Here is a 26,303-nt window from a genome sequence, read left to right as displayed (position 1 = left end):
ACCGCCACCAGGATGCCGATGCCGAGCAGCTTGACCGCGCTGTGCACGATGGTCAGGCAGGCCACGCTCTTGAGACCGCCCCAGGCGAAGTAGATCGTGCTGATGATGGCCGTGATGACCGCCGCGGTGGTCAGGTTGATGTGCATCACCGTGGAGATCGCCGCGGCGCCGCTGACGTAGTTGCCCACGTTCACGAGGAGCAGCGCATAGATCATGATGGCCGAGACCACCAGCTTGGTGGTGGGGCCGTACTTCCTGGCGATGAAGCCGGAGATGGTGAACTCCCCCGAGGCATACAGGCGCTTGGCCATGAACAGCCCGAAGAGCAGGAAGCCGATCGCGGCCGAGATCACCGACCACGAGGCAGCGATGCCCACATTGAAGGCCTCCTGCGACGTACCGACCGTCGATTTGGCGCCGATGTACTCGGACATCAGCAGGACCGCCACCACCACCGCCGGCATCGAGCGGCCGGCGACCATGAATTGTTCGGTATTGCGGCTGCGCAGCCGGATGCTGGCGATGCTGGTCACGATGATGTAGACCACCACCATGGCGATGATCGTGACGGTGTCCCAGTACGAGAACGAAGTCATCTTTGTCTCCTGATGCTTGAGCGTGATTGCCCGCGGCCAGCCCGGCGTGTATCCGCCCGGTCCGGCCCGCGCCTGTGGCGCTTTGCCTTGTGGGTGTCAGGCGGCGCGTGCCGCGGCCGGTTCGTCGCGGTGGGCGGCGAGGTCGCGCGCCTGCCGGAAGGCCTCGAGCAGGCTGCGTTCGTCGGCGATGCCCTTGCCCGCGATATCGAAGGCGGTGCCGTGGTCGACCGAGGTGCGGATCACCGGCAGGCCCACCGTGACGTTGACGCCGGCTTCCAGCCCCATCACCTTGACCGGACCGTGGCCCTGGTCGTGGTACATGGCCACCACCACGTCGAAGTCGCCGCGCCCGGCGCGGAAGAACAGCGTGTCGGCGGGCAGGGGTCCCTCCACCTGCCAGCCGCGCGCCTGCAGCAGCTCGACCGCGGGCACGATCTTTTCCTCTTCCTCGCCGTAGCCGAACAGTCCGTTCTCGCCGGCATGCGGGTTGATGCCGCAGACGCCGATGCGCGGATTGGCGATGCCCGCGCGCACCAGCGTGGCGTGCGCGCGCTCGATGGTGCGCTGGACCAGGCCAGGCTCGATGCGACGGATGGCGTCGAGCAGGCCGATGTGCGTGGTCACGTGGATCACGCGCAGGTTGGGTGCGACCAGCATCATCGAGACTTCTTCGATGCCGGTCAGGTGCGCCAGCATCTCGGTGTGGCCGGGGAAGATGTGGCCGCCGGCGTGCAGCGCTTCCTTGTTCAGCGGCGCGGTGCAGATCGCGTCCAGCTCGCCGGCCGACGCGAGCTCGACGGTGCGCGCAATGAACTGGTAGGCCGCGTCGCCCGCGATCGGGGACAGCTTGCCGTAGGGCAGGTCGGCGGGAATGAGGCCGAGGTCGATGCAGTCCACCACGCCGAAGCGGAACTCGGCCTCGGCGGGCCGGGCGATGGAGCGCACCTCCAGCTTGACGCCGGCGCGGCTGCCGGCATCGCGCAGGCGCGCGGTGTCGCCGATCACCAGCGGGCGGCATTGTTCGTAGACGTCGCGGTGCGTCAGCGCCTTCATGATGATCTCGGGACCGACACCGGCGGCATCGCCCATGGTGATGCCGATGACAGGACGATAGGACATTGCAGGGATTCCTCTAGATAGATGGCGCGGTGCGGCGCCGGCAAGTCGTTGCCAGGCGGCATGGAGGGAGCCGGGCGTGCCGAAGCCGCCGGCCTTGGTAACGACCGGCAGCATGCCGCCGGGAAGCGAGGCATGGAGCAGCGGCATGCCGGTCTCGATCTCGTCGACCAGTTGCAGCGCGCCGGCGCTGGCGGCTGCCAGCAGCGCGCGCGCCGTTTCGCCGCCGGTGGCGATCAGGCCGCCGGCGTGGGGAAGGACAGGGGCCAGCAGCGCGGCCAGGCGCTGGCAGAACAGCAGCCCGTCGGCGCTGTCGCCGCGCGTGGCCTGGCTCAGCGTGACCAGCACGTGGCGGCCGTCGCGCAGGGCGTCGGCGACGGTGCGCGTGAGCACTGGCTGCGCGGTGCCCAGCGTGGCAGTGTCCAGGTCCAGGACAAGCAGGGCGGGACCCGCCGCGGCCTTCAGGTGCTCGGCCTGGCGGTGCGACACGCTGGACATGCTGCCGACCACGGTCAGCACGGGGCCGCCCGTGCTGGCTTGCGCAATGGCCGGCAACGGCGTGGCGGTCGTTGTTGCATTGGCGTCGCACAGGCCGAGCGCGTGCAGCAGCGCGGGCGCCAGGCCGGCCGAGCCGACCCAGAACGCGTGCGCCAGCCGCGCCGAGGCGTCGGCGACACGTTCGAGGTCGGCGTCGGTCTCGCAGTCGCATACCACGGCCTGGGTGCCGCCTGCCTGCAGCGCGGCAAGCCGGGCCGCCAGCGCGGTGGCGCCGGCGCGCACGTCGGCCAGCGCCAGCAGGGCGGTATCCAGGCCGTGGCTCGATAGCATGTGGCACAGGTCGGCGCGTCCGGCGATGGACTCGTTGCGCCAGACCTCGGTTTCCTCCACGGCCACGCCGCGCAGCCACTGGCGGCCGTCGCGTGTCGTGCGGCCGGCGGCAGGGAAGGCCGGCGCGACGATGGCCAGCCCGGCAAGCGGCACCAGGGCGGCAATTTCGGCTGCCACGTTGCCGCGCAGCGTCGAATCGATCTTCTTGTACAGGCGCGTGGCGGGCCCGGCCAGCCTGCGCCAGGCGGCAACCTGCCGCGCGGCGGCATCGGCCGGGCTGGCGCGGCGGGAATCGGTGTCCACCGCCAGCAAGCCGGCATCGGCGGCATCGGCGGCATCGGCGGTATCGGCGGTGCCGGGGGCGCCGGCGTCCGCGCTCAGCATCACGGTGCTGCGCAGGCCTGCGCGCACGCCGGCCACGGCGCAGTCGGCGGCGCCGGACAGGTCGTCGGCGAGGATCAGCAGCCTGGGGCCGCGGTGGACGACGGTGTTCACGGCAGCAGGCGCTGGTAGATCGCCTTGATATCCGCCAGGCTCAACGGCTTCGGGTTGTTGCCGAGCAGCCGCTTGACCTTGGCGGCGGCCTCGGCCAGCGCGTCCAGGTGCGTTTCCGACACGCCGAACGCGCGCAGGTCCTGCGGGATCTGCAGCACGTCGGTCCATTCGGCCAGGCGGTCGATCAGCTTCTGCGCCGCGGACTCGTCATCGTCGCCGTGGCCGCAGACGTCGAGCGCGCGCGCCACGGTGGCAAGGCGGCCGACGATGGCGTCCTTGTTGAAGGCCATCACGTGGGGCAGCAGCATGGCATTGGCCACGCCGTGCGTGATATTGAACATGCCGCCGAGCGGGTAGGCCAGCGCGTGGACGGCGGCGGTGCCGGCCGCGGTCAGCGCGAGGCCGCCGTACATCGAGCCCAGCATCATGGCCTCGCGCGCCTTGACCGAGCTGCCGTTTCGGTACGCCTCGACCAGGTTGGCGCCGATCAGCCGCATCGATTCCATCGCGAACATGTCGCTGACCGGATTGGCCTTGGTCGAGATATACGATTCGAGCGAGTGGACGAACGCGTCGACGCCGGTGGCGGCGGTGATCGGCTGGGGCAGGCCGAAGGTCAGCTCGGCATCCAGGATCACCAGCTGCGGCAGCAGGTGACGGCTGACAATGCCAACCTTCAGTTCCTCGTCAGGCAGCGTGACGATGGCGTTCGGCGTCACCTCGGAGCCGGTGCCCGCCGTGGTGGGCACCAGGATCATCGGCACGCCGGGCTGCTTGATCAGGTCGATGCCCAGCCATTCGCGCAGGGGCTGGTCGTTGGTCAGCCGCACCGCGAACAGCTTGGCGGCGTCGAGCACGCTGCCGCCGCCGATCGACAGGATCGCCTGCGGGGCAAACGGCGCGATCTGCTCGCGGAACACGGTCTCCACGTTCTCGATGGTCGGCTCGGGCTCCACGCCGCGCACGATGCGCGCTTCCACGTCGCGCTCGGCCAGCGCGGCCACCACGCGGCCGATCACGCCGTTCTCTTCCATCACGGGCTGGGTGATCAGCGCGATGCGCGACACGGGACGGTCGAGCAGCGCCAGCTTCTCGGGCAGCAGGGCCAGGCTGCCGGCGCCGTGGACGATATGCTTGACGGTCTGGAAGTGGTAGGTGTTGGTCATGGGCAGCTTGCTTGGGGTGTCGATGAGGGGCGGCCGGTCACTGTTGCCCGGCGGCGCGGTAGATGGACAGCGCCTCGGCCAGCCGCTCGCGGGTCTTGGGGTCCAGCGGTTTGGCGGGCGCGCGGGCCGGGCCGGCGGGCATGCCCAGCATTTCGGCGGCGGTCTTCAGCACCACGGGCATGGTGCCGAGCGCGAAGGCGTCGCGCAGTGCGCGCAGCGATTCCTGCGCGGCGCGCGCGGCGGGCACGTTGCCGGCCTGGAACTCGTTCCAGATCGACATCACCACATGCGGCACGGCATTGGTGGTGGCGGCCACCGCGCCGTCGCCACCGGCGATCAGCGTCCACAGGATCATCGAGTCGGTGCCGGTGAACACCGCGAAGTCGTCGCGGCGCAGGTTGATCAGTTGCAGCAGGCGGTCGAAATCGCCGCCGCTGTCCTTGATGCCGCGGATATTGGGGATCTCGGCCAGGCGGCGCACGGTGTCGATGGTCAGCGTGATGCCGGCCTTCGCGGGGATCGTGTAGAGCATGACCGGCAGCGTCGTGGACTCGGCGATCTGCTTGTAGTGGGTGAACAGCTCGGCCTGGGTGGCGCCGTTGAAGTAGGGCGTGATGACCGAGACGGCATCAAGCGGTCGACCAGCGTGCGCAGGCCGTCTTCGTCTACGCCTTCGTCGGCGGTCATCGGGGTAATGAGGGCGGGGATGATGCCCTTGAACTGCACTGCCATGCTTTGCTCCTTCTTGCTGGTCGCTCGTCCCGGCGGCGCCCCCATATGGAGGCCGACGATCTGGATGACGGGGATTTTGTCTGACTGAATCAGTCAAAATAGACGGATTCATCTGATCGATTGGGTCATTATAGGGTTTGGATTGACTGATGCAGTCGATGTTTACCCTAGTTTTGATTGAATCGATCACAATAGAGTGCCGCTTGAGGCGCTCCCGGGGCGGTGCATGGGCAAGGCGACCTACCGCCTTGCTGCCGGCGTTGGCAAGAAGCCTCTTTGCAGGAATGCGGGCGCGAGGGCGGGCACGAATCCCTCAGGAGCGCAGGTGGGCGTCGCGCGCCATGCCGTTGCCGTCGGCATCCATGGCGATGAAGCCGACGACGCGGCGACCGACGACCTTCTTGCCCGCGTCATACGCTCGGATATCGCCTTGTCCTGGCCGCCATGCTTGCCTGCCGCTCTCGATGTGCACGGTGCGTTCGTACATGGATCCGGCTTCGCGTCTTTGGTCATTGCGATGTGCGGAAAATCACCGTTGAGCGCAGGCGGAGAGCCTTTCGTTAAATTGCGATTCGTTCCCGACGCGCAAGACTGTTGTGTCCGATGCGGGTGTTCGAAATTAGAGCAAAGCGCCTATATTTGCGTCTATTGGAGCCGTCGGGCCGATCGGCGTTGAAGCCGAAAAACCAATGTTCGAAGACATGAGGAGGCATGGCGCGGGCGGCACCTGCATCCCCCCATAGGAGAAGGTATGAGCGAAGCAAATCAAGGCGCTGTGCGCGAGCTGAGTCATTTCATCGACGGTGAACGCGCCGCTGGTGCGAGCGGGCGGTTCGGCAATGTATTCGATCCGGCGCTAGGCCGCGTGACGTCCCGCGTGCCGGTCGCAAGCACAGCTGAAGTCGATGCCGCCGTCGCCGCTGCGAAAGCCGCGTTCCCGGCCTGGAGCGAAACCGCGCCGCTGAAGCGCGCTCGTCTGATGTTCAAGTTCAAGGAACTGCTCGAGGCGCATCAGGACGAACTCGCCGAGCTCATTACGCGCGACCACGGCAAGCTGTTTTCGGACGCGAAGGGCGAGGTGGTGCGCGGTATCGAGATCGTCGAATTCGCGTGTGGCATTCCGAACCTGCTCAAGACCGATTTCACCGATCAGATCAGCGGCGGCATCGACAACTGGAATCTGCGTCAGCCGCTCGGTGTGGCTGCGGGCGTCACCCCGTTCAATTTCCCGATGGTGGTGCCGTGCTGGATGTTTGTGATGGCGGCCGCGTGCGGCAACACCTTCGTGCTCAAGCCCTCGGAGCGCACACCGTCGGCATCGATCCGGCTTGCCGAGCTGTTCCTCGAGGCGGGCTTTCCCAAAGGCGTCTTCAATGTCGTGCATGGCGACAAGGCCGTCGTCGATGCGCTGATCGAGCACCCCGATGTGGCCGCGATATCCGTCGTCGGCTCGACGCCGGTCGCTGAATACATCTACACCGAAAGCGCGAAGCGCGGCAAGCGCGTGCAGGCCCTGGGCAGTGCGAAGAACCATCTGGTCGTCATGCCCGATGCCAATCTCGATCAAGCGGTCGATGCGCTGATTGCCTCGTCGTATGGCTCGGCCGGCGAGCGCTGCATGGCGACCTCGGTCGCGGTGGCGGTGGGGCATATTGGCGACGAGCTGATCGAGCGTCTTGCGCCGCGCGTGCGCTCGCTCAAGATCGGCGGCGGCATGGAGCCCGACCTGGACATGGGGCCGCTCATCAGCGCCGCGCATCGCGCCAAGGTGCTGGGCTATATCGAGGCGGGCGTCGCGGCAGGTGCCAAGCTCGTGGTCGATGGTCGCGGCCATACCGTGGCCGGCCACGAAGAGGGCTTCTTTCTCGGCGGCTCGCTCTTCGATGACGTGAAGCCTGATATGAGCATCTATCGGGAAGAGATTTTCGGGCCGGTCCTGTCGGTTGTCCGCGTGCCTGATCTCGCGAGTGCGATCGCACTCGTCAACGCGCACGAACTGGGGAACTGCGTATCGCTTTTCACATCCGACGGCAGCGCGGCGCGCGCATTTTCCCGGCAGATTCAGATCGGCATGGTGGGCATCAACGTGCCGAGTCCGGTGCCGCCGGCATGGCATTCGTTCGGGGGCTGGAAGCGATCGCTGTTCGGCGATCATCACGCCTACGGCGAGGAGGCCGTCCGCTTCTACACGCACTACAAGAGCGTCATGCAGCGCTGGCCAGACAGCATCGCCAAAGGTGCGGAATTCGCGATGCCCGTGGCCAAGTAAGCCGCCCCAGGCGATTGCGCTGGTCCACGGCCCGGACGAGGCTGAGATGCGCGATTATTCGGCTGGCCACAGTGGACAGCCGAATGGGAACGGTATTGCTCAGCCGCGCACGGCCGCTTCGATGGCGGCGACGTCGATCTTTTTCATCGGCATCATCGCCTCGAACGCACGCTTGGCCGCGTCGCCACCCTTGGCGAGTGCATCGGTCAGCACGCGCGGGGTGATTTGCCAGCTAATGCCCCATTTGTCCTTGCACCAGCCGCAATGGCTTTCCTGCCCGCCATTGCCGACGATCGCGTTCCAGTACCGGTCGGTCTCTTCCTGATCGTCAGTCGCGATCTGGAAGGAAAAGGCCTCGCTGTGCTTGAACCGCGGGCCGCCATTGAGACCGATACAGGGTACGCCCACGACGGTGAATTCGACAGTCAGGGCGTCGCCCGTCTTGCCGTCGGGATAGTCGGCCGGCGCACGGTGGACAGCGCCGAGGCTGCTTTGCGGAAAGGTCTTGGCGTAGAAGCGCGCGGCCTCTTCGGCATCGTGTTCGTACCACAGGCAGATCGTGTTCTTGGCCATCTTGGCTAACTCCTTTTGCCAATCAGTGAGAAAGCGGCGCACCACTCTGGCGCGGCACGCCGACGTCGGCTGCCCATTTTGGCGAGTACGGCGAGTACGGTGCCATATCGACGGTGGTCATCGAACTTCATTTATAGGACGTAGGTTGATGGTTCGCACCGCCAACCTTGTCGGACTCGCGATGGCGAGGCAGGCGGGTGGAGCGTATGGCGTTCGCCGTGGGTGGCGGAGTTAGCGTCAGGAAACGCCATGAGGGATAGCTACCCGCATCATTGCCAATGCGTGGCGCAAGCTCTTGATTTTCGGCGTTTGCGTTTCCGCTTCATTGCGCCAGAGTCCTGCTTGGCCACTTTTCTGCGTCACCCCAATGGCATGCGTTTTCCCTTGTGCAGCAAGGCTTTCCGGGCGATTTCGGAAGCCGTTGTCTTGTATTTCTCCCGCTCGCGGACTCCTTGAGATGGCCGCTTCTCCGGTGGTGCTAAGATCCATTTGCAGTTGCCTATGACAACGTCCAAGGAGACCAGGATGGCCGAAAACGAAGAGGCGGGTTGCGATGCGGCATCGTGCGTCGCTGGCGTGGCCACTGTATTGGCTGTCGGGGTATTCCTGGCCTTGGGGTACTTCTGCCTTCGCAAGGTGCGATCAGATGAGACGCGGCCCACGACCGAGAGCACGTTTGGCGGTGACTGGGCCGAGAGGGGCAACGGCTGACGGTTGGGCGGCGGATGAGTCCGRTGGTGTCCATGCCGCCAGCGTGCCGCGTGCGCGTGGAACGGTCATGCACCTGGTGTTGTCACTGCTGAGCGCACGACACACCACTGGCCTGATACGCTCTTCGCTTTTTCCCGCCCATGTGAGCGCGATGAAATCCTGGAAAGCTGCGGTGAGCATGTATGAACGCTCTCAGCCAACAGCCAGAACGGCCACTCAGAATGCAGACGAATAGACCACAAGCCGCGGGTGAGGGTGCGTCCGCTGCGGTTGTGGCTGTGCGGGCATGCTCCCTGCGGGCTGCGCCTTGGAGGCCTTGACGGCGGTCACCGGCACGCTTGATCGCCGCATGATCTTTGCGGGCATGCCGCCTCCGAAGCAGGCCTTGAACTGCGACCAGATCGTAACGCCGAGCACAATGCCGTCACAACGGTTGGCATCTGCGGCAATGGCAATCGTGCTCGCCGTGCGGCCCAACCCGATCAAGGCCACGTATCGCACATCGGAATCATCGAGAATCTCCATCGCCCTTGAGAGTGCGGACTCTCCCAGCCTGGATTCAAGCTCCCGCAATTCGGCAAGTGAATGGAATGCGCCGGCCCGGCTGCGTTCAAGGGCGGGCTGTACGTTCAGCAGTACGACCTCCGACGCGCTTCCCTCCCGGAAAAGAAAGGCTGCATGCCGGACAGCCGCCAGAGCACACTCCGAATCATCTACCGGCACAAGTATCCTGATCATCTTGATGGCTTCCCTGGATGGTGGCTGAGGCGGCGATGCGCGCGGAGACGCGCGGCTCAGGTTCCCACGCTTCAAGACTATGCGGTGCCACATACAGCGGGCATCAAAAAGCCGCCGGCGCCGTATAAAAAAGGCATAAAAATTCTCGTGGCGATGATTCCCCCTCTCGCCTGCGCCTACATTAGTCACATGGTCGGATGTGCCGCTTCCGGGGGGGCACTATCGACGAACCTGGTGCAGGCCACCCTACACGGGGGTGGCCTGCAGGGGGATGACTATGGCGGGGCGATCAAGGTGGTTGGGATACCTGGCCGGGAAGCCACTCGATCCGCTCGCGCCGGCGACGCGCCATGCGATCGCGGTCGCCCCTGTGCTGGCTTGGGTCGGACTTGGCGCCGACGGGCTGTCGTCGTCCTGTTACGGCCCGGAGGAAGCCTTCCTGGCGCTTGGAAGCCATACGCCGCTGGCGCTGTTCCTGGCCATGGCGACTGCCAGCACGGTGTTCATCATTGCTGTCGGCTACAACCAGGTCATCGAGCTGTTTCCCACCGGCGGTGGCGGCTATCGTGTCGCCACCGCGCTGCTGGGGCCGCGCCCGGGCCTGGTATCCGGCGCGGCCTTGCTGGTGGACTACGTGTTGACCGTGGCCACTTCGCTGGCGAGCGGCGTCGACGCCTTTTTCAGTCTGCTCCCGCTGGCGGCGCAGCACTACAAGCTGGCAACCGAAGTTGCCATCGTCGTCATGATGACGACACTCAATTTCCGCGGCATGAAGGAATCCATCCTGGTGATGCTGCCAATCTTCATGGGCTTTGTAGTCCTGCATCTGGGGCTCATCACCTATGGCATCGTTGCGCATGCCGACAATCTCGCCAGCGTGGTTCCGGCCGCAACGGGYGAGGCATCGACGATGTCGCACGCGATGGGACCGGTCGTCGTCATGGCGCTGCTGATGCGTGCGTTCTCCCTTGGCGGCGGTACGTACACGGGATTGGAGGCCGTCTCCAACAACGTCAACATGCTCGCCGAGCCGCGCGTGCTGAATGGCAAGTGGACCATGTTCTATATGGCAACTTCCCTGGCCTTTACGGCAGGCGGGATCATTCTCCTCTACATGCTTTGGCACGCCGCGCCCGTGGAAGGCCAGACCTTGAATGCGGTGGTTTTCAACCACATCATCGACAGCCTCCGGCTAGGCTCGCCACTTGCCAGTGGTGCCCTGCTGGTGGCRGTGCTGGCGTTCGAGGCAGGCCTGCTCCTGGTCGGCGCGCAGACGGGCTTTCTTGATGGACCGGCTGTGTTGTCGAACATGGCGGCGGATCACTGGGTGCCACGACATTTCAGGGACCTCTCCGCCCGCCTGGTACGACAGAACGGGATTATCGTGATGGGTGTGGCGAGCGCACTGATCCTGCTTTGGACGCAAGGCAAGGTGGCGCTGCTGGTGGTGCTCTATAGCATCAACGTATTCCTGACGTTCAGCCTTTCCTTGCTCGGCCTTTGCATCTACTGGTGGCGGCACCGGGTCGAAGCGCGCTGGATCGTCCGCTTTGGGTTGTCGTTCCTGGGCCTGTCCGTGACGTCAACGATACTCGTGATCACCGTGGTCGAGAAGTTCACCTCAGGTGGCTGGCTCACCATCCTGGTTACCGGTATTGTCATCACGCTCTGCGCGCTGGTGAAGCGCCATTACTCGGCTACCCGGACCGAGCTGGCACGCGTCGACGAGACGTTCGCGGGCGCCCCTCCGCATGTCGATCCCGCGCGTATCCGTCCGGTCGACCCGGCCCAGCCGACAGCCGTCGTTCTGGTCGGGAAACATCGCGGCGTCAGCATGCACGCACTGCTCTGGGTGGAACGACTGTTTCCCGGGCACTTCAAGAACTTCATTTTCGTCGCCGTGGGCGAAGTCGATGCCCAGAGCTACGAGGGGCAGGAAACGCTGCGCCACCTTCAGACGACCGTCGGGGAGGCATTGCGCTACTACGTGGCTACGTGCCAGCGGCACGGGGCCGCGGCCGACTCCCGGGCCGCATTCGGCACCAATCCCGTCGCCGAGTTCATGCGGCTGGTCGACAGTGTGATGACCGAGTATCCCAATAGCGTCTGTTTTGCCAGCAAGCTGATTTTCCGTCACGTCAACTTCCTGACAGCGTGGCTCCACAACCAGACCCCGGCCGAAATACAAGAGCGCTTGCACCTGCAGGGCAAGCAGATGGTGTTGCTGCCAATGAACGTGCAGTGACGTAGCCGATTTCTGACCTGAGAGACTCGGCATATCCCTTGCTTCATAACGGCGTACCGAGACCTACAATCCAGACAGGGGATCGGTTCTTCGCTGCATTCGCAAAGGGGGCRCCATCATGAAGCCGTTGATCCACGATTTCCACTCCGTCCATTCGCGCCACGGCAAGGGCTACTACCTGCGTCTGGCGGCTTGCTTGCTGCTCCCCGCCGCGGCCTATCTTTGTGTCCAGTTGCTGGGCAGGCACTGAACCCAGGCGTGGCGGTTGTCGGTAGAAGACCGGATGCACGGAAGGTGTGCGATCTGTCACATTTGCTGTGAGGCCAGCGGTTCTGGCCATGGTTGTAGCTGCACTGGAAGGGAGGCTACCCATGCTGCAGATTTTGGTGCTGATTCTGGTCGTCTCTGCCCTCCGGGCGTTCTACTTGCACCACCAGGTGGCAGGCCTGGCGCTGGTGCGGCGCGAGTCCTCGGGATGGCTCACCTATGAGGTGCGCAGGCGCGTTTCGCTGGTGCCCTTGCCCACGCATGTCGCTCAATACCCGGTTCCCAGGGAAGAGCGCATGCGTGTAGTCCGGCTCACCGGCTTCGTGGTCTGGCACAAGGAACTCAGCATCGCTCTGCCAGCCGATGCCTGCTCGCACCTGGGCGATATTTCGGCGCTGGAGTTCGACGGCCGCTTTCCTGCCTGGCTGCGGCTCGATGCCGCATAGCCGGGCGACGCGTACGGCGATAAAAAACCCGCCGGATGGGCGGGTGGCGCCGTCTAGCGCTTGTGGTGAATCAATCGATTCCACCAGTAGTGGAGAGGGTGCGCGTGCTCGGGATAGAGAGGGGATTTGTGGAAGAATTCGGCCCTCACCGCGAGTACATACAAGAGCACAATTGCAACGGTGAATACGATAGCTACTGTCATGGCGCCTCCTTTTGGGATGACCACACACTCAGTGTAGGACTCGGAGGACGAACAGCAAAAAGCCCGCCGGTGCTCCGATTCGAGCGGCGTCCAGCCCCGGGCGCGGTGGGTCTTCATTTGCCCATGCAGCCGCCCGCGATAATCCCGGTTCGAACACGCGTCAGCCATCCATGAAGGCCCGGTCAGCGGCGGATCAAGCCGGTACTCTGTCCGAAACCGTGCGGGAATAAGTGGGGTATCGCACGCCTCGCGCCTGCAAGGTCATCGCAAAATACAAATCGCATCCGCGCCGGGACCACAGCGCCGGATTCTCTACCTCCTTGGGGAAGACTCGATGAAAAGGCTCGTGAGCGATCTGGCCGCCGTCATTGCATTGGGTCTTTTTTCCGCCGCCGGGGTGCAGGCGTCGGAAATCGCCTGCAAGACCATGCTGCGCTCGGACTTCATCCGCTGCGAGGAGGATCCGCTGGCAGCCGGCCAACGGTGCGTGAGCCAGGAAGATCTGCGCCCGCGAGGCGAGAGTCTGATCTGTGACTACGCGATTCTCAATATCGAGTATGAGCGCATCTACGCAGACCAGGATCGGATGCTGCTGGCGGGCGCCATCCAGCATGAAGGTGTTCTTGCGTGGCGCAGGAACCGGGATGYTTGTACGTCGGTGGAGTGCCTTGACGATGCCTTCGCCAATTGGCAGCAGGACGTGGCCAGGACGCAGCCGGAGCAAGCCGTCGCCCAGCCGGGCAAACCGCTGGCCGCATCGTTGCGTCGCACGCCGGCAGTCAAGTCCGCTCGCAGCAGGCCGAGACTTGGCAATGTGAGTTGGGTCGTGACGCCGACGCAGGATCGAACTGCGCCGCCACAGGTGATTGCCACGACGGTCTCGCAGCCGGCAGTGCTTGCGCCCATCGCTGTCGCTCCGCCAGTGGCGCAGCCTCATCGAGTCAGCGTCGCTCCCAGGCAAGAGCGGACTGCCGGCGGCTGGGGATCGCTTGGCGTGCTGGCATGGTTGGGGATCTTTTGCGGCGGCCTGGCTTACCTGTGGGACCGCAGGTTGCGCCATCGGTTTCCGGGGGCGCCAGGCATCTACGGGCGCGGACGCAGAAGCATCTACCGGCCGAGACGCAGGATACCGGTGCCGCTCCTTATCCTGAGTGGCTTGCTGGTTGCGAACGGACTCGTTCTGATCTTTATCCTCGCCAGGTGACCGGTGCGCCAGTGCTGCGCTTACCTGGGTTGACCCGGCCTGGCCCTGAACGGAAACGCCGCCATGCCAAGAAAGCAGGGTGGCGCCCCCGGGAGCATCAACCGGCGACAGTCACTCCGCATTTCCCGGCAATCGCGATCAGCGCGGGAATGTCCGGGGCTCCCGCGGGGATATCCTTGTCGATCGCCGCAAAGAGTTGAGCGGCATTGCCGGTATGGCTGGTCATCGAGATCATCTCGGCGCCGCCCGGACCAAAGCGGAAACTGTGTATCGTGCCCGCCGGCACGTGAACGAATGTGCCGGGCGTGGCGGTGATGGTGTTGTCACCATAGCGAATCTCGATCTTGCCCTTCAGGATATAGAACGATTCGTCCCAGGCATGGCTGTGCGGCGGTGGTCCGGCGCCCTCGTCGCCCTGCTGCAGGAAGACTTCATAACCTTGCGTCGCGGTATTCGAGGCGAGCACCGTTATTTTTTCTCCCACCACATCGAGCGGGCGCGCGTACGTGTCCGGGGTCACCGCAAATGGTCGTGGCGTCATGGATTCTGGCTCCCTGGAATCGGCTTCAGTCGTGAACTCAGCGTAGTGGGTGGAATCAGGAGAGTCTAGCGGCAGAGGTCGGCAGAGGTCGGCAGAGGTCGGCAGAGGTGGCCATCGCCGGCGGCGGCCTGCCGCGGAACTCCGCAGTCATCGGGGATCCTCGTCAGCATGGTCGCGATCACGCTCGTGGCCGTTCAGGACTGCATTTTGTCCGAGCGCGCACCGGGATATGTGTGGTATCGCACTCCGYATTCGCGAGGCGCGGTAGCAGAATACAGGGCTGATCCGCATAGGATCCCGGCGCCGAATTCTCTAATTCCATGAGAAGACGATGAAAAGGCTCATGAGCCATCTGGCCGCCCTCATTGCCTTGGGGCTTTTCTTCGCCTTCAGTGCGCAGGCGTCGGATATCGCCTGCAAGACGTCGCTGCGCGCGGCTTCCGTCCATTGCGAGGATGCGATGGCGGGCGGCCAGAACTGCCTGAAGCGGGCGAACAAGCGTCCGCATGCCGAGAACCTGATCTGCGACTACGCGTTGCTCAATATCGGGTATGAGCGCATTTACGCCAGCCAGCTTCGGATGTTGCGTGCGGGTCTTATCCGCAAGGCAGACATCACTGCCTGGCGCAAGACCCGGGATGCATGTGGTTCGGTGAAATGCCTTGACGAGCTTTTCGCCGGCTGGCAACAGCATGCTGCCCAGAAGAAGGCAGCACGAGATACCGTCCAGCCGAAAAAGCCGCTTGCCGCGTCTGCGGGTGACACGCCGGAGGATAAGGCGGCGCGAGGCAGGCCGAGACGCGGTGAGGCGAAGTGGTCGATGACATCGACGCGGGAACCGAGCGCGCCTCCACAACGGATCTACACGCAGACCAGTGCGCAACCGCCCGTGCTGGCCCCCATGTCCGGTGCACCTTCAGAGGCTGAGCCAAGGTGGATCAAGGCGCCTCTCGCGCAAGAGCGGACTGCCTACCGCGTGGGATCGCTTGGCGGGTTGGCATGGCTAGGGATCCTCGGCGTGGGTTCGGCCTGCTTGTTCACGCGCAGGCTGGGCCAGCGGTTCCCGGGCGTGCCGGACATTTACCGACGGATCCGCAGCATGCCTGTGACCACGCTCATCCTGAGCGGCCTGCTGGTGGTGAACGCATTGTTCATGGTCCTCATGCTATTCGAGGAATAGGCCTGCGAGCTGGGGAGGCTTGCTCGCGACGGGCCGTCTCTGGCCTCTTCCTGCCTGACGAACTGGCGGTCGGTCAATCAATGAATCCAACCCCGCGCCATCATCGGTTCATACCGTCGGCATTCGTTCGCCTGACGAAATCAAGACCGACAAGCGCCATCCCCGTCATGACGCATCCGCTCAGCAGGGAAAATGCCGCTATCGCCAGCGTCCCGTGCCCGGCGCGACGCTCGGGCACGGTTGGCCCCGAGGCGAAGTGCGTATTGACGAGGTGCTTCGTTCGGAGTTCCTCTGCGATCAGGCCGATGTCGTTGAAGACTTCCCGGATGTCGTCGTCTTTCAGATCGGCGCCGTCGAACATGTTTTTCTGCAGCGCAAGGTAGACGGCGAGCATGGCCTTGCCCGAGTTGGCAGGGTCCCTCGATGCCTCCGCGCGAGCGAAGAATGCTTCGCGCAGCGTATTCTGGGCGGCTTCCCGCTCAAGCGAATCGATCGCCGTGCGAAGATCGACGATAAGGGATTCGGTTCCGACAAGCTGCGCCACCGGCGACAGATATTTCGAGCTTCCGGCATCGGATGACAGCAGTTGCCTGGATTCGAGCTTCGATGCGCCGGGGTACCTGCCGGCTATGATCTTCAGGGACTTCATCCGCGCGGTTTCCTGGCGGAGTTCGAGCCGTTTCGAAATGAGCTGGTTGTCGATTCTCTGCTTCTTGGCCTTGAACTCGGCGGCCTTCGTGTGCACGATCTCCGTCAGTTCCTGGCGCAGCATGGTGTCCTTGAGGAAGTCTCCCAGGATTCTTACCCTTGCTGTCGCTTGCGCAGGCGATGGCGCGGCAAAGGAGATGGCGAAGCCAAGGATATCCATGTCGATGGGCGTCTTGCTGTTGTTGAGATATCCCAGTTCCGCTTTTGAATAAGGCAGCACGGGTGTCACGTGCTTGCGGAGAAAACTCTCCTGCAAGGCATTTGCCAGATATTGCCCGTTGGCGTCACCTCCCAGTTGTTCGTGGCCGAGAAAGCGGCGTAGCGCGCCTTTGTCCGCGAATGCGGAGCGCTGGGTGTTGTACTCCGTCAGTTTTCGACTTGCCCTGAGGAAGCCTTCGCTCCTGTAATTTTCGCTGGCGGCGAACAGGATGGAGAACGAGATGCCTGAGACGACGGGCACAAAGATAAGCAGCCACATCCAGTGTTTGCGCAGCCAGTGCCCCGTGGCGATGAAGGAAAAGGGTGTCGCTGATGAAGTTTCCGACGATTTTATTTCCAGCATGGAGTCTCTGCGAAACAGCCGATTGGTATGTGCCAGCCATGGAGGCCGGCAAGTCAGAATCCATCGCGGCAGTGATTCGATGGTGCGGAAACATCCCAAGATGAAATGGAAACTTCTCCATTTTCCGAGTACTTGCCGAGTACTTGCCGAGTACTTGCCGGTCGGACAGTCGGAGGAAATCGCTCATCGGCGACCCGGGCCGGCAGGCCGTCCCGGCTGTCCAGCCAATCCGCCCGGGATCCCCGCATCGCCTGGCGGCAGGAACGGCAGTTGTCCGGCACACCAGCGCGCCTGAAGCGCGGCCATGTGGCCCGGGGCGCGGGCACCCCGGGCAGGCATCGGCGCGAACTCGCACGCAATGGGCGCATACTTGGCATCGCGCGAGTCGTGGGGGATGTCATGGGAAAGCTCTTCGAAGCATTGCCGGCGGACGAGCGCGCAGACTTCGAGGCCGCTTGCAGGAAGCATGGCCGGACCCGCGAAGAATTCACGGTCGTCCTTGATGAGGAGGCCCCTCCCCGGGATGCGGTGGGTCCCATTCCCCGCAAGGTGGCGGTCCAGGCCAACCTGACCGGCGCTCGCCAGTCCTATCCCGCGGCAAGCGGCACGTCCTGGACTGCCGAGTTCGAGCGGGACCTCGCCCGGGGCTTTTTCTGGGAAACCTACGACTAGGTACGGGTACGCACCGCCGCCATCGTCCCCAGCCTATTCGCCATCCCCGAACGGCAACTCGCCCTGCACCGGGAGCACGGCAAGATCTTCCCCGCCGGCCATCGTCAAGGTGCTGACGCGCACGCCCAGCAGCCGGATCCTCCGGTCCAGCGCGACACGCTTCACGCATTCCGTCGCCGCCCGCCGCAGCAATACGGCGTCGGCCGTCGGCGCGGGCATGCTCAGGTCGCGGGTCACGGTCTGGAAGTCGTCGTAGCGCAGCTTTACCCCGATCGTGCGGCCGACGTACCCCTTGCGGCGGAGGTCCTCGGCCAGGCGCTGGCACAGGGCGGTAAAGATTTCGGAGAGGGCCTGGCGGTCCTGGCGGGGGTGGAGGTCGCGTTCGAAGGTGGTTTCGCGGCTCATGGACTTCGGTTCGGAGCTGACCACGACGGGACGGTCGTCCTGGCCCTGGGCGATTTCCGCCAGCCAGGCTGAGTAGCTGCGGCCGAAGTGGCTTTGCAGCAGCCCAAGGTCGGCGCTGGCGAGGTCGCCGACGGTGGCGATGCCGAGCGCGGCGAGCTTTTCGGTCGCCTTGGGGCCAATGCCGTTGACCTTGCGCACGGGCAGCGGCCAGATGCGACGGGGGATGTCGTCGGCGCCGAGCAGGGTGAGGCCGTCAGGCTTGTCCAGTTCGGAGCCGATCTTGGCCAGGAGCTTGTTGGGGGCGATGCAGATCGAGCAGCTTAACTGGGTGGCTTCACGTACGGCTTGCTTGATGCGCGCGCCGAGATCGGCCGGTTCACCGGCGACTTCGCTGAGATCAATGTAGATTTCGTCGATGCCGCGGTCTTCGATCTGGTCGGTGAAGGTGTGGACGGCGGCCTTGAAGAGGCGGGAGTAGTGCCGGTAGGAGTCGAAGTCGGTGGGCAGCAGGATGGCGTCGGGCGCGAGTTGGGCGGCTTTCATCATGCCCATGGCCGAGAAGACGCCGAGCGCGCGTGCTTCATAGGTGGAGGTGGTGACGACGCCGCGGCCGGCGTAGTCGCGCAGGCGGGCGAAGCGCCGGCTGCCGTCCGGCAGGATTTCGGGCACGGCGTTGCGTCCGCCGCCGATCACCACGGGCATGCCGCGCAGCTCCGGGTACCGCAGGAGTTCGACGGAAGCGTAGAACGCGTCCATGTCCAGGTGGGCGATGCGGCGAGTTGCGGAAGGCATTGTCGGCTGGCAGGGATTGGCGACGCCTCCATCCGGCCATGCCGGGGCGGGGTGTCGCGATAACTGTATGCATATACAGTATATCGAACTCTGCGCCGGGCATCGATGCCGCCGGCGAACGCGCTTTCATTTTGCCTGCAAGCGCAATGCGACGATTCTCAAGACGGTGCGCGCCACCCGCGCGGACATCGGCCGGGCCGGCGGTCGGTTGTCACAAGCGGCCAGCGGCAGCCGGCGCGCGGCTCGCCACCGCCCGCTGACAGCGGTCCGAGGCTGCGCCGGAGCGGCGCTTACCGCAGCAGGAATCCGATATCGTCGACGCTGATCTGCGCTGCCGGCACGCCCCGGCGTTGCTGGAACAGCATGTGCTGCAGCACCTGGCGGCGCTGCGCGGCGAAGACCGCCAGGTCGATGGGCGACCCGGCGCGCGCGTAGTGTTCGATCAGGAGCTTGTAGGCGCGGTGTCGCATGCGCAGGGCCTCGCCGTCGGCGCGGAGCTTGCTGGTGTCTTCCGGCGCGGGGCGCTCGACATTGCGCAGCGCTTCGAGCGCATGGGCGTGCAGGTCGCGATAGCGATCGAGTTCGGCCTGGGTGGTGCGCAGGCGTTCGCGCAGGTCCCGTACCTTGCGCTGCAATTTCAGTGTCATGCCGACACCGTGCTCGATCAGCGCGACGGTTTCCAGTGCATGGCTGGCGGCGGCGATGGTGTTCTTCCAGATACCCCGGTCGGACGTGTCGGCGTCCGTTGCCCAGCCATCGCGGGCTCCGCTCAATGTCTTCATATGACCCCTTTGACCCTTGTATCGATTTCCGGCGGCCGGTCCTGTGGTTTCCGGTCCTGTCCGTGCGCATGGTGGCCGCGCTGACCTGGCGGCCTGCCATGCCGATGCAACCTCGTGCGCTTGGGTGCATCTGAGCCGGCAGCCTTGCGTCGAGGTTTTGGGGAAAGATCGTACGGTTTTACCCCGTCCGGGCCAAGTAGAAGATGCTTAGATCTGGTCTTCCCGGCGCCTATGTCGCGTAATGTCTACGGGCCTTGGCGCGGCTGCCCTTGTCATGGTGCTGACACCGGCACAGTGCGGGCGGGGAGGGGGTCAGGCTCCGCCGCCATGCCGTTGGGGTCACACGGGCGCAGGAGGCAATGGCGGGACGGTGGCTCAGCTTTCCTGGGCTTCGAGCGTGAAGCGGGCGCCGGCGTCCTGGCCCAGCAGCGTGACCAGGGTGGGCATGGCTGCTTCCAGGTTTTCCTTGAGGCGCCACGGCGGGTTGACGATAAACATGCCGCTGCCGTGCAGGCCCAGGCCGCCCGCGACCGGCTGCTTCACGGTGAGGGAGACATGCAGCCAGCTCTTGAGCGGCAGTTTTTTCAGCTGCACCGGCAACTGCACCGATTCGCGGCGTTGCACTTCGGGGTACCAGACCGCATAGATGCCGGTGGCAAAGCGCTGCAGGCCATCCTGTACGGTCCGCACCACGCGGGCGTAGTCCTGCTTGTCTTCGTAGGAGGGGTCGATCAGCACCACGGCGCGGCGCGGCGCAGGGGGCAGGATGGCATTGATGCCGGTGAAGCCGTCGCCGTCGTACAGCATGACGCGGCGGCCGGCGCCCCGGAAGTTGTCGCGCAGCACCTGGATCTCCGTGCTGTGCATCTCGAACAGGCGCAGGCGGTCGGCCTCGCGCAGCATCTGCCAGGCAAGCCAGGGCGAGCCGGGGTAGTGCCGCAGGTTGCCGTCGGGATTGAGGGTGCGCACCTGTTCCAGGTAGTCCTCGAGTAGCGTGGGCATGGGCCGCTTGGCGGCGGCGGCCTGCCACAGGCGGGCGATGCCCGTTTCAAACTCGCCCTTTTTCTGCGCGTAGGCATGGTCCAGCGCATACAGGCCGGCGCCGGCATGCGTGTCGATGTACCAGAACGGCTTGTCCTTCTGGGTCATCTGCTCCAGCAACTGGACCACGATGGCATGTTTGAGGACATCGGCGTGGTTGCCGGCGTGGAAGGCGTGACGGTAGCTGAACATGAGAAGGGGGGAAGGCGGGAATGTGGCGTGCGGCTGCCGGCCGGCGGCGCAGGGCGCTATGCTACCATCGCCCGCGTCCGGTGCCGCCTGCCTGCCCTGGCGGTACTCCCGGGATCCTCGCTTCTCCTTCCCATTGCCGACGTCCCTTCGTTTCATGTCCCGCGCCTTAGATCCCGCCGAGCCCGTCTTTTCCGATACCGGCCCGCCTTATTCGGCGCGCTATGGCGATGTCTATCACAGCGACGAGGGCGGGCTCGCACAGGCCCGCCACGTATTCCTCGCCGGAAACCATCTGCCGCAGGCCTGGGATGGCCGCGATCAGTTCGTGATCCTGGAGACGGGCTTCGGCCTGGGCCTGAATTTCCTGGCCACGTGGCAGGCCTGGCGTGCCGATCCACAGCGCTGCGGGCGGCTGCATTTCGTTTCGATCGAGAAGCATCCGTTTACGCGCGAAGGCCTGGCTGCCGTGCACGAGAAGATGCCCGGCGCCGACGAACTGGGTCCGCTGGCTGCGCAGTTGCGCCAGGCCTGGCCGCTCGCGCTTCCGGGCCTGCACCGGATGGAGTTCGAGCAGGGCGCGGTGGTGCTGACCCTTGCCTTCGGCGATGTCGACAGCATGCTGCCGCGGCTGGTGGCGGGCGTCGATGCGTTCTACCTGGACGGCTTCGCGCCCGACCGCAATCCGGAGATGTGGCAGCCGCAGCTGATGAAGCGGCTGGCGCGCCTTGCACGGCCGGAGGCCACGCTGGCGACCTACGCCGCGGCCGGCTTTTTCCGGCGCGGACTGCAGGCGGCCGGCTTCGTGGCCAAGCGTGCCACGGGCTACGGCAGCAAATGGCATATGACGGTGGCGCGCTTCCCCGCCGAACGCGGCCAGCGCCGGCATCCGCCGCCCGCGCCGGCTGCCTGGCCCGAACGCCRTGCGATCGTGATCGGTGCCGGGCTGGCTGGCTGCGCGGTGACCGAGCGCCTGGCCGCGCGCGGCTGGCAGGTGACCCTGTTCGACACGCATGACGGCCCGGCGCGGCAGACCTCGGCTCACCGCGCGGCAGCCATGCATCCGCATCTTTCCTCGGACGACAGCATCCTGTCGCGGCTGTCGCGGGCCGGCAATCTGGAGTCGCTGCGCAACTGGGCGGCGCTGGCCGCGGCAGGGCACGCACCGCGCTGGCACGGCTGCGGTGTGCTGCAGACCGGCGCGGACGCGGAGGATGCGCGTATCCAGCAGGCGGCCCTCGCCGCGCTCGGGTTTCCCGAGGCGTTCGCGCGCTGGATGCCCGCCGGGGAGGCCGCGCGCCGGCATGGCGCGGGGGTGCCCCTGGGCGGGCTATGGTTCGAGCAGGGCGGCTGGGCGGCGCCGCCCGATATCTGCGGCGCGCAGCTGGCGCGAGCCGGCGCGGCGGTGGCGCCGCGCTTCGGCTGCCGCGTGGCGCGGCTGGCGCGCGAGGGCGATGGCTGGCAGGCCCTCGACGAGGCCGGCGCGGTATTGGCGCGGGCGCCGGTGGTGGTGCTCGCCAACGCCCACGAGGCGCTGCGCCTGCTGCCGCTGCGCCATATGACGATCGACCGGGTGCGCGGCCAGCTGACCACGCTCGCGCCGGCGCAGGTGGCGCAGCTCGGCACCTGGCCCGACTGCGTGGTGACCGGGACCGGCTACCTGCTGCCACGCGCCGGGGACGGGAGCGCGCGCTTCGGATCGAGTTATGAACCTGCCGGCGAGGATGCCGGCGATCTGCGCGAGCGCACCGAAGTGCATGCCGAGAACCTGGCCAAGCTCGGTGTCCTGCTGCCCGGGCTGGCCGGGGCCGCGGCCGCGCTCGATCCGGCTGCGCTTGCGGGCTATGTCGGCGTGCGCAGCGTTTCGCACAATCGCCTGCCGCTGATCGGGCGCATTGCCGACGAGGCCCGGGCTGCGCGCGACGCATCCGCCTTGCGCGGCGCGCGCCTGCGCGACGTGCCGCGCCTGCCCGGTCTCTATGCGGCCCTTGCATATGGCTCGCGTGGCCTCACATGGGCCGCACTGGGGGCGGAATTGCTGGCCAGCCAGATCGAGGGGGAGCCATTGCCGCTCGAACTCGAGCTGGCCGAGGCCGTCGATCCGGCGCGGCTGCTGGTTCGCGCCTTGCGGCAAGGGCTGGCGGCGGACGCCGGCGCGGGCTGCACGCGCGGTTCCGAGCCCGTTACCGGGTAAAAACTGCCGGAACCGAACGAAAACCGTGCGATAATCCCCGTTTTCCGTTTGCGCGGGGCCTATGCCCGGAAGCTCCCGGGGCGCGGTTCTCAGCGCGTGCCGGCGGTTTTCATGCAGAGCTTCGCACTGGCACCGGCGCTCGCCGCTGCGCATTGCCCAAGTGATGCCGGGCACGCGAGCGGAGTGCGCTTACGAACACAACAACATCTCTGGATTGGATCAACGACCATGTCGAATGTCATTGAAAACCTTGGCAAACTGGACCGCAAGGTGACCCTGGCCATTCCCAAGGCCGAAGTCGAAAAGGAAAAGCTGGAACGTCTGGTTCGCCTGTCGAAGACGGTGAAGATGTCCGGTTTCCGTCCCGGCAAGGTGCCGATGAAGATGGTCGAAAAGCAATACGGCCAGCAAGTCGAGTTCGAAGTGCGCTACGACAAGGCTGCCCGCAAGTTCTTCGACCTCACCAAGGAACAGGACGTCAAGGTCGCTGGCCAGCCCAAGTTCGAAGTCAAGACCGACGGCATCGCCGAAGACCAGGTGGCCTTCGACGCCACCTTCGAGGTGTACCCGGAAGTCAAGCTCGGTGACCTGTCGGACGCCGAAGTGACCCGCACCAAGACCGAAATCACCGATGCCGAAGTCGACAAGACCATCGACATCCTGCGCAAGCAGCGCGTGCACTACCACACCCGCGGCGAAGCCGGCGAGCACGGCGACGGCGGCGGCGAAGTGGCGGCCCAGAACGGCGACCGCGTCACGCTGGACTTCATCGGCAAGATCGACGGCGTCGAATTCCCCGGCGGCAAGGCGGACGACTTCGCCTTCGTGCTGGGCGAAGGCCGCATGCTGCCCGAGTTCGAGGCTGCTGCGCTGGGCCTGAAGGTCGGCGAAAGCAAGACCTTCCCGCTGGCTTTCCCCGAGGACTACCACGGCAAGGAAGTGGCCGGCAAGACCGCCGAGTTCACSRTCACGCTGAAGAAGRTSGAGTGGGCGCACCTGCCGGAAGTSRAYGACGRSTTCGCSAAGWCGCTCGGCATCGCYGACGGCAGCGTCGAGAAGATGCGYGCCGACATCCGCGAAAACCTSGAGCGYGAAGTCAAGCGCCGCACCCACGCCATGCTCAAGGACCAGGTGATGGACGCGCTGCTCAAGGCCAGCGAGCTGGACGTGCCCAAGGCACTGGTCGAGCAAGACCAGGAGCGCCTGGTCGAAATGGCCCGCCGCGACCTGGAACAACGCGGCATGCCGAACGCCAAGGACATGCCGATTCCGGCCGAGATGTTCACCCAGCAGGCCGAGCGCCGCGTCAAGCTGGGCCTGATCCTGGCCGAGATCGTCAAGGCCCACGGCCTGGACGCCAAGGCTGACCAGATCAAGGCCGAGATCGAGGACTTCGCGAAGAGCTACGAAGACCCGAAGGAAGTCATGCGCTGGTACTACGGCGACCAGCAGCGCCTGGCCGAGATGGAGGCCTACGTGCTGGAAAACAACGTGGTAAATTTCGTGTGCGACAAGGCCAAGGTCACCGACAAGACGGTGTCCTTCGAGGAACTGACTGCCGAAGGCAACCAGCCCCAGCAGGCCTGAGCCTGGCCCATGGCCGGCGCGCCGCTTCCAGCGTGCGCACCGGCCGCGGCCTTGTCTCTCACCGAACTCCAGGAGAACTTGCATGACCCGCAATGATTTGCTTGACCGTCTGGCCACCACGCAGGCCTCCGCCCTGGAAACGCAGGGACTCGGGCTGGTGCCGATGGTGGTCGAGCAGTCCGGTCGGGGCGAGCGCGCCTATGACATTTACTCGCGCCTGCTGAAGGAGCGCGTGATTTTCATGGTGGGCGAAGTCAACGACCAGACCGCTAACCTGGTAGTGGCACAGCTGCTGTTCCTGGAGAGCGAAAACCCCGACAAGGACGTCTCGCTCTACATCAAYTCGCCGGGYGGCTCGGTGTCGGCTGGCCTGGCCATCTACGACACGATGCAGTTCGTGAAGCCCGACGTGTCGACGCTGTGCATGGGCATGGCCGCCAGCATGGGCGCCTTCCTGCTCGCAGCGGGCGCCAAGGGCAAGCGTTCGGCGCTGCCCAACTCGCGCATCATGATCCACCAGCCGCTGGGCGGCGCGCGCGGCCAGGCCTCGGATATCGAGATCCAGGCGCGCGAGATCCTGTACCTGCGCGAGCGGCTCAACGGCATCCTGTCGGAAGTCACTGGCCAGTCTGTCGAGAAGATTGCCCGCGATACCGATCGCGACAACTTCATGAGCGGCGACCAGGCGGTGGACTATGGCCTGATCGACAAGGTCATCGCCCGCCGTAGCTGATAAGCCGTCCCGGGCGCGCTGGCGGCCGGGCGGTGCCGGACCGGGACCTTCGGGAACCCGGGGCCGGCGGAATGACGAAGGCTATGCAGAAACGAGGCCTGGCGCCTCGTTTTTGCTTTTGCCCCACAGCGTAGGGGTTCCACCGCCGCGCCAATTGTTTTGGCGTATGATGCGTTTGAAGCGTATCCCCGCAGCGCTCTTGGCCCTGCGGCACGCACACTGCTAATGTGACTGATTCCTATGGCGGATAAAAAAGGTTCATCGAGCGAGAAGCTCCTTTACTGCTCGTTCTGCGGCAAGAGCCAGCACGAGGTAAAGAAGCTCATCGCTGGCCCGTCGGTGTTCATTTGCGACGAATGCATCGACCTGTGCAACGAGATCATCCGCGACGAGGCAGCCGCATCCGACAAGGATGCAGGTGGCGCGGCCAAGTCTGATCTCCCCACGCCGCACGAGATCCGCGAAAGCCTGGATCAATACGTGATCGGGCAGGAGCAAGCCAAGAAAATCCTGGCGGTAGCGGTCTACAACCACTACAAGCGCCTGAAGCATCTCGGCAAGAAAGACGACGTCGAACTGTCCAAGAGCAATATCCTGCTGATCGGGCCGACCGGCTCCGGCAAGACGCTGCTGGCGCAGACGCTGGCGCGCCTGCTCAACGTGCCGTTCGTGATCGCCGACGCCACCACGCTGACCGAGGCCGGCTATGTCGGCGAGGACGTGGAAAACATCATCCAGAAGTTGCTGCAGAACTGCAACTACGAGGTGGAGAAGGCGCAGCGCGGCATCGTCTACATCGATGAGATCGACAAGATCTCGCGCAAGTCGGACAACCCGTCCATCACGCGCGATGTGTCGGGCGAGGGCGTGCAGCAGGCGCTGCTCAAGCTGATCGAGGGCACCATGGCCTCGGTGCCGCCGCAGGGTGGCCGCAAGCATCCGAACCAGGACTTCCTGCAGGTGGATACCACCAATATCCTGTTCATCTGCGGCGGTGCATTCGATGGCCTGGAAAAGGTCATCATGCAGCGCTCGGACAAGACCGGCATCGGTTTTGCCGCGCAGGTGCAGAGCAAGGAAGAACGCGACGCCAGCGAAGTGCTGCCGCAGACCGAGCCGGAAGACCTGATCAAGTTCGGCCTGATCCCGGAACTGATCGGCCGCCTGCCGGTGGTCGCCACGCTGGCCAAGCTGGACGAGGCCGCGCTGATGCAGATCCTGGTCGAGCCCAAGAATGCGCTGATCAAGCAATACCAGAAGCTGCTGGCGATGGAAGGCGTCGAGCTGGAAATCCGCCCGGCGGCGCTGTCGGCGATCGCCCGCAAGGC

General features: G+C 65.2%; 24 protein-coding genes and 1 pseudogene. 12 read left to right on the top strand and 13 right to left on the bottom strand.

What is annotated here, in order from left to right; genetic code table 11:
* From AC1DO7_RS25610 to AC1DO7_RS25590, 5 genes and pseudogenes are all read right to left on the bottom strand, one after another.
* On the bottom strand, positions 1-596 hold a 596-nt coding region (locus AC1DO7_RS25610; RefSeq protein ID WP_477116703.1), incomplete at its 3' end, for a sodium:solute symporter family transporter.
* 96 nt (positions 597-692) lie between these two features.
* Positions 693-3,035 carry a 4-hydroxythreonine-4-phosphate dehydrogenase PdxA gene (gene pdxA / locus AC1DO7_RS25605; RefSeq protein ID WP_441615859.1) on the bottom strand — a complete coding sequence of 781 codons (2,343 nt, stop codon included), beginning with the start codon at positions 3,033-3,035 and terminating at the stop codon, positions 693-695.
* Positions 3,032-4,201: an iron-containing alcohol dehydrogenase gene (locus AC1DO7_RS25600; protein WP_441615857.1), complete on the bottom strand. Its 1,170-nt coding sequence runs from the start codon at positions 4,199-4,201 to the stop codon at positions 3,032-3,034. The genes pdxA and AC1DO7_RS25600 overlap by 4 nt, the downstream gene beginning before the upstream one ends.
* Positions 4,202-4,238: 37 nt before the next feature.
* Positions 4,239-4,933, bottom strand: a pseudogene (locus tag AC1DO7_RS25595) (dihydrodipicolinate synthase family protein).
* Positions 4,934-5,246: 313 nt separating this feature from the next.
* Positions 5,247-5,420, bottom strand: a complete 174-nt coding sequence (locus AC1DO7_RS25590) for a hypothetical protein (protein WP_441615853.1) — start codon at positions 5,418-5,420, stop codon at positions 5,247-5,249.
* 264 nt (positions 5,421-5,684) lie between these two features.
* Here AC1DO7_RS25590 and AC1DO7_RS25585 point away from each other — a divergent pair, with 264 nt between their 5' ends.
* Complete coding sequence (locus AC1DO7_RS25585; RefSeq protein ID WP_441615851.1) at positions 5,685-7,202, top strand: CoA-acylating methylmalonate-semialdehyde dehydrogenase; 1,518 nt, start codon at positions 5,685-5,687, stop codon at positions 7,200-7,202.
* Positions 7,203-7,301: 99 nt separating this feature from the next.
* Here AC1DO7_RS25585 and AC1DO7_RS25580 read toward each other — a convergent pair whose 3' ends face one another.
* Both AC1DO7_RS25580 and AC1DO7_RS25575 read right to left on the bottom strand, forming a co-directional pair.
* A complete protein-coding gene (locus AC1DO7_RS25580; protein ID WP_441615849.1) occupies positions 7,302-7,775 on the bottom strand; it encodes a VOC family protein in 474 nt (157 codons plus the stop codon).
* Between the two features lie 237 nt (positions 7,776-8,012).
* On the bottom strand, positions 8,013-8,264 hold the full coding sequence (locus AC1DO7_RS25575; RefSeq protein WP_441615848.1) for a hypothetical protein: 252 nt from the start codon (positions 8,262-8,264) through the stop codon (positions 8,013-8,015).
* Positions 8,265-8,300: 36 nt separating this feature from the next.
* Here AC1DO7_RS25575 and AC1DO7_RS25570 point away from each other — a divergent pair, with 36 nt between their 5' ends.
* Positions 8,301-8,486, top strand: a complete 186-nt coding sequence (locus AC1DO7_RS25570; protein ID WP_441615846.1) for a hypothetical protein — start codon at positions 8,301-8,303, stop codon at positions 8,484-8,486.
* A 216-nt stretch (positions 8,487-8,702) separates the two neighbouring features.
* Here AC1DO7_RS25570 and AC1DO7_RS25565 read toward each other — a convergent pair whose 3' ends face one another.
* The gene (locus AC1DO7_RS25565; protein WP_441615844.1) at positions 8,703-9,224 is read right to left on the bottom strand and encodes a universal stress protein; all 522 of its coding nucleotides are present in this window, start codon (positions 9,222-9,224) and stop codon (positions 8,703-8,705) included.
* 277 nt (positions 9,225-9,501) lie between these two features.
* Here AC1DO7_RS25565 and AC1DO7_RS25560 point away from each other — a divergent pair, with 277 nt between their 5' ends.
* The 4 genes from AC1DO7_RS25560 (at position 9,502) to AC1DO7_RS25545 (ending at position 13,589) form a co-directional block, all read left to right on the top strand.
* Positions 9,502-11,469, top strand: coding sequence for an APC family permease (locus tag AC1DO7_RS25560; protein WP_441615842.1), 1,968 nt, complete (start codon positions 9,502-9,504; stop codon positions 11,467-11,469).
* Between the two features lie 118 nt (positions 11,470-11,587).
* A complete protein-coding gene (locus AC1DO7_RS25555) occupies positions 11,588-11,719 on the top strand; it encodes a hypothetical protein (protein WP_441615840.1) in 132 nt (43 codons plus the stop codon).
* Positions 11,720-11,840: 121 nt separating this feature from the next.
* On the top strand, positions 11,841-12,182 hold the full coding sequence (locus AC1DO7_RS25550) for a hypothetical protein (RefSeq protein ID WP_441615838.1): 342 nt from the start codon (positions 11,841-11,843) through the stop codon (positions 12,180-12,182).
* A 549-nt stretch (positions 12,183-12,731) separates the two neighbouring features.
* Positions 12,732-13,589 (top strand): hypothetical protein, encoded by an 858-nt coding sequence (locus AC1DO7_RS25545; protein ID WP_477116702.1) that lies wholly within the window; start codon positions 12,732-12,734, stop codon positions 13,587-13,589.
* 97 nt (positions 13,590-13,686) lie between these two features.
* On the opposite strand, the gene AC1DO7_RS25540 is transcribed toward AC1DO7_RS25545, so the two are convergent.
* Complete coding sequence (locus tag AC1DO7_RS25540) at positions 13,687-14,130, bottom strand: cupin domain-containing protein (protein ID WP_441615835.1); 444 nt, start codon at positions 14,128-14,130, stop codon at positions 13,687-13,689.
* Positions 14,131-14,473: 343 nt separating this feature from the next.
* On the opposite strand from AC1DO7_RS25540, the gene AC1DO7_RS25535 reads away from it, so the two are divergent.
* Entirely contained in the window at positions 14,474-15,310 is an 837-nt protein-coding gene (locus tag AC1DO7_RS25535) for a hypothetical protein (RefSeq protein ID WP_441615833.1), read from the top strand.
* A 100-nt stretch (positions 15,311-15,410) separates the two neighbouring features.
* Here the strand turns inward: AC1DO7_RS25535 and AC1DO7_RS25530 are convergent, their stop codons facing one another.
* Positions 15,411-16,580, bottom strand: a complete 1,170-nt coding sequence (locus AC1DO7_RS25530; protein ID WP_441615831.1) for a hypothetical protein — start codon at positions 16,578-16,580, stop codon at positions 15,411-15,413.
* 399 nt (positions 16,581-16,979) lie between these two features.
* Between AC1DO7_RS25530 and AC1DO7_RS25525 the strand changes: the two genes are divergently transcribed.
* Positions 16,980-17,252 (top strand): hypothetical protein, encoded by a 273-nt coding sequence (locus AC1DO7_RS25525; RefSeq protein WP_441615829.1) that lies wholly within the window; start codon positions 16,980-16,982, stop codon positions 17,250-17,252.
* Between the two features lie 33 nt (positions 17,253-17,285).
* Here AC1DO7_RS25525 and dinB read toward each other — a convergent pair whose 3' ends face one another.
* The 3 genes from dinB to AC1DO7_RS25510 form a co-directional block, all read right to left on the bottom strand.
* Complete coding sequence (gene dinB, locus AC1DO7_RS25520) at positions 17,286-18,449, bottom strand: DNA polymerase IV (protein WP_441615828.1); 1,164 nt, start codon at positions 18,447-18,449, stop codon at positions 17,286-17,288.
* Positions 18,450-18,739: 290 nt separating this feature from the next.
* Positions 18,740-19,231 (bottom strand): hypothetical protein, encoded by a 492-nt coding sequence (locus AC1DO7_RS25515; RefSeq protein WP_441615826.1) that lies wholly within the window; start codon positions 19,229-19,231, stop codon positions 18,740-18,742.
* Between the two features lie 375 nt (positions 19,232-19,606).
* Positions 19,607-20,464: a 23S rRNA (adenine(2030)-N(6))-methyltransferase RlmJ gene (locus tag AC1DO7_RS25510; RefSeq protein ID WP_441615824.1), complete on the bottom strand. Its 858-nt coding sequence runs from the start codon at positions 20,462-20,464 to the stop codon at positions 19,607-19,609.
* Between the two features lie 154 nt (positions 20,465-20,618).
* Between AC1DO7_RS25510 and mnmC the strand changes: the two genes are divergently transcribed.
* The 4 genes from mnmC to clpX form a co-directional block, all read left to right on the top strand.
* On the top strand, positions 20,619-22,655 hold the full coding sequence (gene mnmC, locus AC1DO7_RS25505) for a bifunctional tRNA (5-methylaminomethyl-2-thiouridine)(34)-methyltransferase MnmC2/FAD-dependent 5-carboxymethylaminomethyl-2-thiouridine(34) oxidoreductase MnmC1 (protein ID WP_477116701.1): 2,037 nt from the start codon (positions 20,619-20,621) through the stop codon (positions 22,653-22,655).
* 228 nt (positions 22,656-22,883) lie between these two features.
* Positions 22,884-24,242: a trigger factor gene (gene tig / locus AC1DO7_RS25500; RefSeq protein ID WP_477116700.1), complete on the top strand. Its 1,359-nt coding sequence runs from the start codon at positions 22,884-22,886 to the stop codon at positions 24,240-24,242.
* An 82-nt stretch (positions 24,243-24,324) separates the two neighbouring features.
* Positions 24,325-24,975, top strand: a complete 651-nt coding sequence (gene clpP, locus AC1DO7_RS25495; protein ID WP_441615818.1) for an ATP-dependent Clp endopeptidase proteolytic subunit ClpP — start codon at positions 24,325-24,327, stop codon at positions 24,973-24,975.
* A 240-nt stretch (positions 24,976-25,215) separates the two neighbouring features.
* Positions 25,216-26,303, top strand: a 1,088-nt coding sequence (clpX, locus tag AC1DO7_RS25490; RefSeq protein WP_477116699.1) for an ATP-dependent Clp protease ATP-binding subunit ClpX, incomplete at its 3' end; no start/stop codon positions are given.

It is taken from the genome of Cupriavidus sp. 05N40 (assembly GCF_056397305.1).
The sequence above is the reverse complement of the archived record's forward strand: the minus strand, read 5'-3'. Positions and strand labels throughout refer to the sequence as shown.

Excerpts from the sequence above, each read along its gene's own strand:
- AC1DO7_RS25515 (WP_441615826.1), bottom strand. The coding sequence starts at position 19,231 with ATGAAGACATTGAGCGGAGCCCGCGATGGCTGGGCAACGGACGCCGAC.
- AC1DO7_RS25585 (WP_441615851.1), top strand. The coding sequence starts at position 5,685 with ATGAGCGAAGCAAATCAAGGCGCTGTGCGCGAGCTGAGTCATTTCATC.
- AC1DO7_RS25580 (WP_441615849.1), bottom strand. The coding sequence starts at position 7,775 with ATGGCCAAGAACACGATCTGCCTGTGGTACGAACACGATGCCGAAGAG.
- AC1DO7_RS25600 (WP_441615857.1), bottom strand. The coding sequence starts at position 4,201 with ATGACCAACACCTACCACTTCCAGACCGTCAAGCATATCGTCCACGGC.
- AC1DO7_RS25570 (WP_441615846.1), top strand. The coding sequence starts at position 8,301 with ATGGCCGAAAACGAAGAGGCGGGTTGCGATGCGGCATCGTGCGTCGCT.
- AC1DO7_RS25510 (WP_441615824.1), bottom strand. The coding sequence starts at position 20,464 with ATGTTCAGCTACCGTCACGCCTTCCACGCCGGCAACCACGCCGATGTC.
- AC1DO7_RS25565 (WP_441615844.1), bottom strand. The coding sequence starts at position 9,224 with ATGATCAGGATACTTGTGCCGGTAGATGATTCGGAGTGTGCTCTGGCG.
- dinB (WP_441615828.1), bottom strand. The coding sequence starts at position 18,449 with ATGCCTTCCGCAACTCGCCGCATCGCCCACCTGGACATGGACGCGTTC.
- AC1DO7_RS25535 (WP_441615833.1), top strand. The coding sequence starts at position 14,474 with ATGAGCCATCTGGCCGCCCTCATTGCCTTGGGGCTTTTCTTCGCCTTC.
- AC1DO7_RS25555 (WP_441615840.1), top strand. The coding sequence starts at position 11,588 with ATGAAGCCGTTGATCCACGATTTCCACTCCGTCCATTCGCGCCACGGC.
- AC1DO7_RS25590 (WP_441615853.1), bottom strand. The coding sequence starts at position 5,420 with ATGTACGAACGCACCGTGCACATCGAGAGCGGCAGGCAAGCATGGCGG.
- AC1DO7_RS25540 (WP_441615835.1), bottom strand. The coding sequence starts at position 14,130 with ATGACGCCACGACCATTTGCGGTGACCCCGGACACGTACGCGCGCCCG.
- AC1DO7_RS25525 (WP_441615829.1), top strand. The coding sequence starts at position 16,980 with ATGGGAAAGCTCTTCGAAGCATTGCCGGCGGACGAGCGCGCAGACTTC.
- AC1DO7_RS25575 (WP_441615848.1), bottom strand. The coding sequence starts at position 8,264 with ATGGATCTTAGCACCACCGGAGAAGCGGCCATCTCAAGGAGTCCGCGA.
- AC1DO7_RS25550 (WP_441615838.1), top strand. The coding sequence starts at position 11,841 with ATGCTGCAGATTTTGGTGCTGATTCTGGTCGTCTCTGCCCTCCGGGCG.
- AC1DO7_RS25530 (WP_441615831.1), bottom strand. The coding sequence starts at position 16,580 with ATGCTGGAAATAAAATCGTCGGAAACTTCATCAGCGACACCCTTTTCC.